This window comes from Anaerovirgula multivorans (assembly GCF_900188145.1).
GTDB classification, from domain to species: domain Bacteria; phylum Bacillota; class Clostridia; order Peptostreptococcales; family Natronincolaceae; genus Anaerovirgula; species Anaerovirgula multivorans.
On record NZ_FZOJ01000065.1, the window covers coordinates 1 to 9,297 of the forward strand.

At 36.1% G+C, this 9,297-nt stretch carries 2 protein-coding genes; both read left to right on the plus strand.

Features of this window, described 5'->3' with window-relative positions; all coding sequences use genetic code 11:
* Positions 1-2,294: GLUG motif-containing protein (locus CHB72_RS25025; RefSeq protein ID WP_278277909.1), on the plus strand; the 2,294-nt coding region annotated here is incomplete at its 5' end.
* A gap of 177 nt (positions 2,295-2,471) precedes the next feature.
* Entirely contained in the window at positions 2,472-9,014 is a 6,543-nt protein-coding gene (locus CHB72_RS25030) for an RHS repeat-associated core domain-containing protein (RefSeq protein WP_089285590.1), read from the plus strand.
* Positions 9,015-9,297 lie beyond the last annotated feature (283 nt).

Below are 9,297 nucleotides of genomic sequence, written 5' to 3' on the forward strand. Positions count from 1 at the left end.
GTAAAATTGACTCAGTAGGAATCCGTAATGGTGGACTAATAGGCACAATTTCTAGTCGAACAACCCTAACAAACAGTTACTACGATGGAGTAAAAACACAGATAGTACCAAGTAAAACAGCAGATGTCAGCCGACTCACTACAGCCATGAAAACCTTAGATAACTATGAAGGCTGGGACTTTGAAGAGATCTGGACAATCCAAGAAGGAGAGAGCTATCCCTACTTAAGAAAACTATCTAAACCATCAGCAGTAGAAGAAGGGCTACCAGAGGAAGAAGTAGCAGGAGGGAAAGGAACAGCAGAAGACCCATATATTATCATGACAAAAGACCAACTAAACAATATGAGATATGAGATTAAAGCCTACTATCGACTAGGAAATGATATAGATCTAGACGAAGAAGAATGGGAACCAGTAGGAAACAGCAGTATGCCCTTTAGCGGAACACTGGATGGGAATGGGTATAGCATTAGCAATCTTCATATCAACAAAGGAACAGTAGATTATGTTGGTTTAATGGCATATACCAACAATGCAGATTTTAGAAACATTAAAATTGATGATATATCTGTGTCTGGGAAAAATTATGTAGGAGCACTGGTTGGTTATGCTAAAGGAGTTAATTTATTCAGCAATATATGTATAGGAAGTGGAGAAATAAACGCTACCTCATATATAGGCGGTTTAGCAGGATTAATTGAAGGCGGAAATGTAGAGTACAGTTCAACCGAAGTCAACATCGTTGCCACATCAAGCTATGGTGGAGGTTTGATCGGACACTCAAGAACCGATATTTCAAAATCTGTTGCATTTGGAAAGGTTGCAGTTACATCAAACTATGCAGGCGGGTTAGTAGGATATATTGCTAGTAATAACATAATAGCAGAAAGTTATGCAACAGGAGATATAACAGGCAATGCCTATATTGGCGGACTAGTTGGAAGAGTATATGCAAATGGAGCAAAAATAGAAAACTGCTTTGCACTAGGTAAGGCTACAGGTAGGGAGAGTAGTCCGTATACAGGAGGATTATTAGGACAAGCCTACAGTAGCAGCACCACAGCTCCAGTTAATGTAAACAACTGCTATTCAGCAGGAATCGTTAATGCAACGGGAACAACAGCAGGAGGATTAATAGGTCAAAATAGCAACACATTAATAACCAGTAGCTATTTTGATAGCACAAACACAGACATTGATACACCAGAAGCTCAAGCTAAGGACACTTCAGCCTTGATGGATACAGCGACATTGATAGGCTGGGATTTTGATGAAGTATGGGATATAGAGGAAGAGGAATCCTATCCTTTCTTAAGGGTACTACCAGTTCCACAGCATGATAATATGCCAAATCGATTGAATCCAGTATGGCTTAAGATTGCGAAAGTTACCTCTAGATCTGTAGAGTTGACATGGAAACCTGTACCAGAGGCAGACTACTATGATATTAGCCTTGATGGAGAGATCATTGCTACTGTTGAAGAAGTAGGCTTTTTACACGCAGATATAGAACCGGGAAAACTATATCAATATAGGGTAAGAGCCAGAAACAATGAGTTGGTTAGTAGCTGGACACCTACTTTGAAGGTGATTACATTACTTGATACACCTGATAATGTAAGGGTGGAACGTGTGGAAGAAGGATACAAGATTACATGGGATGATGTGTATAAAACTGTAGTCTATGATATTGAAATCAATGGAATAATCGTTGATTCAACAACTTCAACCAGCTATATTCACACTACTCCTCCCTTTGGCAGTCAGAACATATACAGAATAAGAGCTAGAAATCATCAGATAAACAGTAGATGGAGCAGCATACAACATCAATTACACTGGATAGAAAATCTATCGGGAGTAAGCATTACTGCTGTTAATTGGGTAACTGATACCTCGAAAGAAAGTGAAGTAGAATTCATTATAAAGGCTAAAGGTGAGGATATCTATACCATCCTGCTGGACTTAGTTTATGATCCGCGGAAACTAAAACTTATACCAGAAAGTATGGAGAATCTCGTACAGGATAGTGATATCTATTACCATGTAGTTAGCAAAAGAAATTCAGGAAGAATTAAGATACTGATTTCCCGAACAGGAGACATCAGAGGAAAAAATGGAGAACTAGATTTAATAAGGGTGAAATTTAGCCTGAAGTCTAGGGACATGACTAAACTAGAAATTCCACAGGCTAAGCTGGTGAATTCGTATGGGGAGTACATCAGTATTCAAGATATTTCATCTCTAAATGTTAGAATTCTGCCAGAATTTGAGTTGTTTCAAGAAGAATAGGATACAAATGTATTCTTAATAAAAGAATTAAATATTTTTCAAGTAATAGACCTTTATTAAATTAAAGGTCTATTACTTATGAAAAAAACACTATTATAAGCTTTAACAAAGATAAATTCAATAAAAATAAAGCTACCCTAAAGGTAAAAAAATATATCACGATAGGAGAGGAATTAAATGTCAAGTCTTATTAATCATAAGGAAGTAGTAGATAGTATTGTCAACACTTCAATTAGTTTTCCGCTAAACAAATGGTATGATGATGACACGTATAAAGGACCATTGGATAAATTTGGAAGTATGCAGACGATTGTGGTAGACCCAGGTGGTACTAGAATTGAGACAAAGGAAATATTTACAGCAACATCTTATCCCGATAGCACTTATTATTATAATCGAGGAGGCTATACAGGAACTTTAAATCTAGTAAATGTTATTCAAGAAGAGCGAGGAGGGGGAGACACAGGAGGTGATGGAGATCAATCTCAACAAGAATATATTGAAAGAGAAAAAGAAAATATTGAAACAGGTTATTACGACAAATACGGAAGTCTAGTAAGAACTACCTATTCTTGGGGAAATAGCAATAATCATCCAACCCTATACATCAATGATAGCAGCTATGAGGGTGAAATTCCCTCAATAGGTTATTACAAAGATCCTCCCCAAACCACATATAATCCCGACGGTAGTTATCAAGTAGTTATAAGACATGTTGGAGTATACGGAGGTTACGTAAGGATAAAATCTCAAGGTGAGGGCGGAGGTGGAACCTATACAGTATATACTGGTTTTTATAGCGGCACCGTCACCAAACCCCCTGTATATGAATATCTTCAACAATATAAAGGAACAGTTTATACAAACAAGATTATTCAGTCAAATTATGGAACACCTTGCAATACCCAAATGGTGAATGAACCAGTTAATATAGCCACAGGTAACTATTATGCTACAGAGATAGATTTAAGCATACCTGACCGAGGGCCTGCCCTGGAAATCACGAGATACTATAATTCCCTAGACACAAGAAGTGGGATGATTGGTAAAGGATGGAGACTAAACTACGAGAGCAGTATTGAAATAGATGGGGATACAGGAGATGCCATTGTCACCTATCCTGAAGGACGAACGATTGTATTTGATCTGCAAATAAGTACTGGAAAGTATATAGCTCCTGAAACTGTCTTTGACACTTTGACTAAAAAGCAAGATGGTACCTTTGAGCTCAGATGGCAAGATAAGACTATTTACGGGTATAACTCCGATGGCAAGCTAACTTCTATCTCTGACAAAAACAATAACCGTTTAACTGTGCAATATGATGGAAGTGGAAATCTATCAAGGGTTATCAGTGCAGGTGGAAAAAGATTGGATTTTACGAATGAGGCTGGAAAAATCAAAACTATAACAGATCCTATAGGAAGAACCATTGTATATAGCTATAATGGATCAAATCTCAGCCAAGTAAAGGACACAGGAAATGGAACCACCAGGTATGCTTATAACAGCTTGGGGATTACATCTATCACAGATCAGAATGGAAAACGGTTTATTGAAAATACTTATGATGAATTCGGAAGAATCATCAAGCAATACGATGAAAACAATAACCTTATTCATTATAATTATGATGTAATTAATAAAATCAATACCTATACCATTACTTCAACTGGCCATAGTATAAGCTATGAATACAATGAAAAATTATACATCACTAAAAAGACTTTCCAAGATACTACCTATGAAGACTATACTTATGACCAGTGGGGAAATAAAAATCAAATAAAGGACAGAAAAGGTAATATTACTAAATACACCTATGATGCAAGAGGAAATCTACGCTCTATGATTTCACCATCACCTTTTCTCTACGAAACTACCTACATTTATGATCAGCAAGATAACCTGTTACAATACAAAGAACCAAATAACTTTACCATCACCTATGAGTACGATTCAAATAGCAATATGACAAAATCTATAGCCCAAATAGATGAAAACACAGATGCTATCACTGTTTATGATTATGATGACTATGGACGAATAATCAGTATAACAGATCCAGAGAGCAATACAACTGAGATGGAATACGAGAATGGCAGTAGTCCTGTAAAAATCATTGATCCAGAAGGTGGAGTCAGAGAGTATTCTTATGACAATCTTGGCAGAAGGACGTCAGAAATCACCATCCTTGGAACCACTATATATGTCTATAACAATAAGGACAAGATAGAAAAAATCATAGATCCATTAAATAACATCACTAGAATGAAATATGATCATAGAGGAAACCTTATTAAACGCATCAAACCAGAAGCGTATAACCAACAAACTGACGATGGACAAGGTTATACCTATGTTTATGATGGGATGGACAGGCTGATTAGAGAGGTAGATCCTTTAGGGAATGTGAAGGCATATAAGTATAATGACGAAGGTTATAAAACCAAAGAAATCAATCCTAATTTCTACAATGCTGCTACAGGAGATGGTAAAGGGATAGGATTTCAGTATGACAGCAGCGGAAGATTAATCAAAACAACGAATCCATCCGGTAAAAAATCTCGGACAATCTATGATCCAGTAGGAAATATCATTAAGCTTATTAATGCTAATCACTATAACGAAGGTATAGATAATGGTCCTGGAATAGAGTATGTATATGATAATTTAAATCGAATAATTATGGAAAAAGATCCAGAGGGTAGAACGGTTAGGAAACTGGTATACAACGCAAAAGGTAACATAATAAAGGAGATAGATGCTAAAGGGTATCTATCAGCTTCAAATGATGATGCCCGGTATGGAACTGTTTTCAAATATAACCTTGCAGGATGGCTTTTAGAAAAAAGAGAGCCTTTAAAGAAAGAAAATGATACTACTTATTATAGGATAACAAAATTCAGCTATGACAAAACAGGAAAAATCATTGAAGAAAAGCATTCAAAGGAGTATACTACCTTGACAGGAGAGCCAACAGACGGGAACATCATAACCTATACTTATGATCAATGCGGTAGAAGTAAAACTATATCTGATAGCACTGGAGCCTATATAGAATACTGCTACGATCCTCTTGGAAATGTGACAAAAGAAAAAAATAAGATTAATAACGAAAAATTCAAAACCATCGGCTATGAATATAATGATACAGGTAAAATTATAAAAAAATGGCAAGAAATTGATGCAGAGGATCTAGCCATAGAAGACCAAGAAACAATTCATGCAGAAACAGTATTGCAGTATGATAAAAATGGTAACCTTATCAATATGACAAGCCCTGAGGGACATGTTACAGATTTTGTCTACGATTTGGCAGACAGACTTAAGGAAAAAAGACAAAAGGTAAATCAGCAAGCCATCAGTGTCAAGGGTACCACTGCCTCCATTATCTCAGATAAGACAATCCTATACCAAGGAAAAACCTACGAATTTCAAGTTATTATCCATCCGCATGAAGCAATTACAGCAGTGGATCTACAGATAGATTATGATAGTAGATTATTAGAGATTTTGGACGTAGATAGAATACAATCTGTAATGGTAAACACTCGAACTCCGAGGAAAATCATGATTAATGCTTCCAAAATTAATTACACTGCAGATATCCAAATTGCCACCATCACGATGAAGGTAAAAGATACAGTAGCAGGTACTAGTAGCTTAATCATGAACCCAACATCCACCTATACTACTGTTGATGGTACTTATCATTTCAGTGGATTATGCGGTAAAACTATTTATGCCAATGGACCAGACATGAATGAAGACGGTAAAGTAGAGGTAAATGATTTTACCTTAACAGCACTTCTTAAGGGAATAGGAGTAAATGATCAACTTTTTGAAGAAAAATATGATATCAATAATAACGGTATCATTGATAATGAAGACCTTGATTTTATTAGAGATTGGATTTTTCAAGACAAAAGTGCACAATTAAACAAAATTGCTTTAGAAAGGTTCCTACAAAAACATACTAGTGCAGTTTATGAAGTGGAGACAGCGGAGGAAGTAGAACGTGTTACTACTTATGGATATGATAAGGCTGGAAATCTAGTAAAAGAAACGGATACGAACCAAGCGTTTGTAGAGTATCGTTACGATGAATTAAACCGTTTAATTGCTATCACCCATAAAACAGGAGGCACTTCTCGAATCTTCTATGATGAAGTGGGAAACAAAATCAAAGAAGTGTTACCTGAAAACTACAATACTTCCCAGGATGATGGTTTAGGTACCACTTATACCTATGATAAAATGAACAGATTAATCATGATTACCAATGCTACTGGAGAAGTGATACAAAAAAATATTTATGATACCAACGGAAACCTGATGAAGGTAATTGATGGGAAAGGATATCTTGCTGGAGGAAATGATGATGCAAGATACGGCATGGAATACAGCCACGATTTTGGCAATCGCTTAACAACAGTAATAACACCAGAGGTAAAGTTAAAAGGCAGCACCACAGCCTCCTACACCTATGATGCATTAGATCATATACTAACCTATCAGGATGGAGAAGGCAACCTAACCACCTATTTTAGAGATGCTTGGGGAAGAGCTACTAGGATAATAGATGCAGAAGAAGTCAGTACCTATTATCAGTACGATTATGCTGGCAATCTGGTGATGACAAAGGACGGGAAAAACAATACTACGAGGTACAGCTACAACAGTCTAAATCTTCTAGCCTCCATCATTGACCCAACCAATGAAAGAATTACTTATTATTATGATAAAGAAGGGCGAAGGGTAAAAGAAATCGACCGGAATGGAAAAAACCTATATTACCAATACAATCATGACAACAACCTAACCTCACGAAGAGTAGAAGAAACACAAGAAATAGAATCCTATTATTATAACAAAGATGGAACCTTACTGGCTGCCGCAAATAACAATGGCATAGATGTTTTTCAGTATACTCCTTCAGGACACTTAAAGAAAAAAGCACGAAACGGAAAAACATTACTGGAGTACACCTACAATAAAAACGATAATGTTGTGAAAATGAAGGCACTAGATGAAACCACCCATTATGACTACGATCCTTTAGGGAGATTGCAGCGTGTAAGAGAAGACAATGGTATAAGTGCCACCTATCACTACAATATTGATGATACCTTATCCACCATCAGCTATGCGAATGGCATTAATCATAGCTATAACTATGATAGAGATAAAAATGTTATTTCTCTCCTGCATAAAAGCCCCCAAGGAGAGATGATAAACAATCTAACCTATACCTATGACACGAGAGGGAACCAGCTAACAAAAACAGAGAACCAAGAAACCACTATATACACCTACGACGAAATAAATCGTTTAAAAACAGTAGCGTATCCTAAAATAGGTACAGAGACCTTTGACTATGACAATGCAGGCAACAGAACCTTTAGACAAATGGGACAAGAGATTACCACCTATGAATATGATACCAGAAACCGATTAACAAAAAGTGGTAAAAATGGTATAATAACCACATACAATTATGACAACAATGGAAACCTGTTAAAAGAAATAGAAGAAAACAAAACAACCACATATCATTATGACAGCTTTAACAGACAGATTGAAGTAGTCAAACCAGACGGTTCCTACCAAATCAATCATTACGATGCCATGGGACATAGAGTAGGAATAACAGAAAAAGGAATCAGCCACGACTTTGTACTCTCCGGAGCCAATATCATAGCAGAGATCAATACAAACACAGGAGGAGTAACAAGATACACCAGAGGTCATAGTCTAGTAGCAACAAAAGACCACCGAGGAATCACTGGTTACTATCTCCATAATCCTCACAGAGATATAATGAACCTAGTAGGAGACAATGGAGAAATACAAAACAAATACCAATACGATGCCTTCGGCAACATCACAGATCACGCTGCCAGAATAGCCAACCCCTTCCGATATGCAGGAGAGCAGTATGACCAGATGGCAGAACAATACTACCTCAGAGCAAGATACTACAACCCTAAAATAGGAAGATTCACACAAGAAGATACCTTTAGAGGAGATGGATTAAACCTATACACCTACGTTGCTAATAATCCTGTTAGATATGTTGATCCAAGCGGTTTAGCTAAATGTTCACCTAATAATGAAGTTGATGCAGTAAAAGGAGCAGAACCTTTGGTTAGGTCTGATGATGCTAAGGGGACGAGTCGAGATAATCAGTATATATATCAAAATGATGTTATTGATCTATTAGAGAATAGGGGATTTACCAGTCGCGGAGAATATTTGTCATATAATTCAGGTAATAAGATATATGATATAGCACGTCTATTTACTGATGATTTTTTAACAGGTGTAGCAACAGAATCAGTAAAAACATTCTCAGTAACAGGAGCTAAGTATTTATCTGGTATCGGTTATGCGAGTACTGCTTATTCAATCGGTAAAATATCAGATAAGCTTGAGAAAAATGAAATTTTAAAAGAGTATGGAGGAGATAAATTAGAAATTTTCACTTATTCTGAACAGCATCTACAAATAAGTGATAGTGGACCAGGAACTAAAAGTACGTTAATACAGAAGACAGCAATGGTAATCTCAAAAAATGCAGATGAAGAAGTTGTTACTGGTTTGATAACTAGTGCTACTATTACAGTTTCTAGAACAGGAATATATGAAAGCGATAAACCGCGTTATGAGTTTGGCATGTTTGATTTTACCCAAGAGATATTAAATGAATTAAGATAAAAATAATAAGTATTAATAAAGAGCTTTTTAGCAATTAAACTATTCTTAATTTGTAAACTATTACCTCGAATTAGTTTGAGTTGAGGTAATAGTTTAAGTCAAGTGTACTGCATAAATCAAAGGAGGTTCAGTACGGTGTGCAAATTCATTAAGTATTTTTGTTTTATAATACTATCTTTAATCACGGCAAAAGCATGAATGAAAGTTTTACCATGGAACAAATTTCAGCTAAAAACTAAAAAGCGTATATAGTAAGATTGTCTATAGATAATACTAATGAAAA

Excerpts from the sequence above, each read along its gene's own strand:
- CHB72_RS25030 (WP_089285590.1), top strand. The coding sequence starts at position 2,472 with ATGTCAAGTCTTATTAATCATAAGGAAGTAGTAGATAGTATTGTCAAC.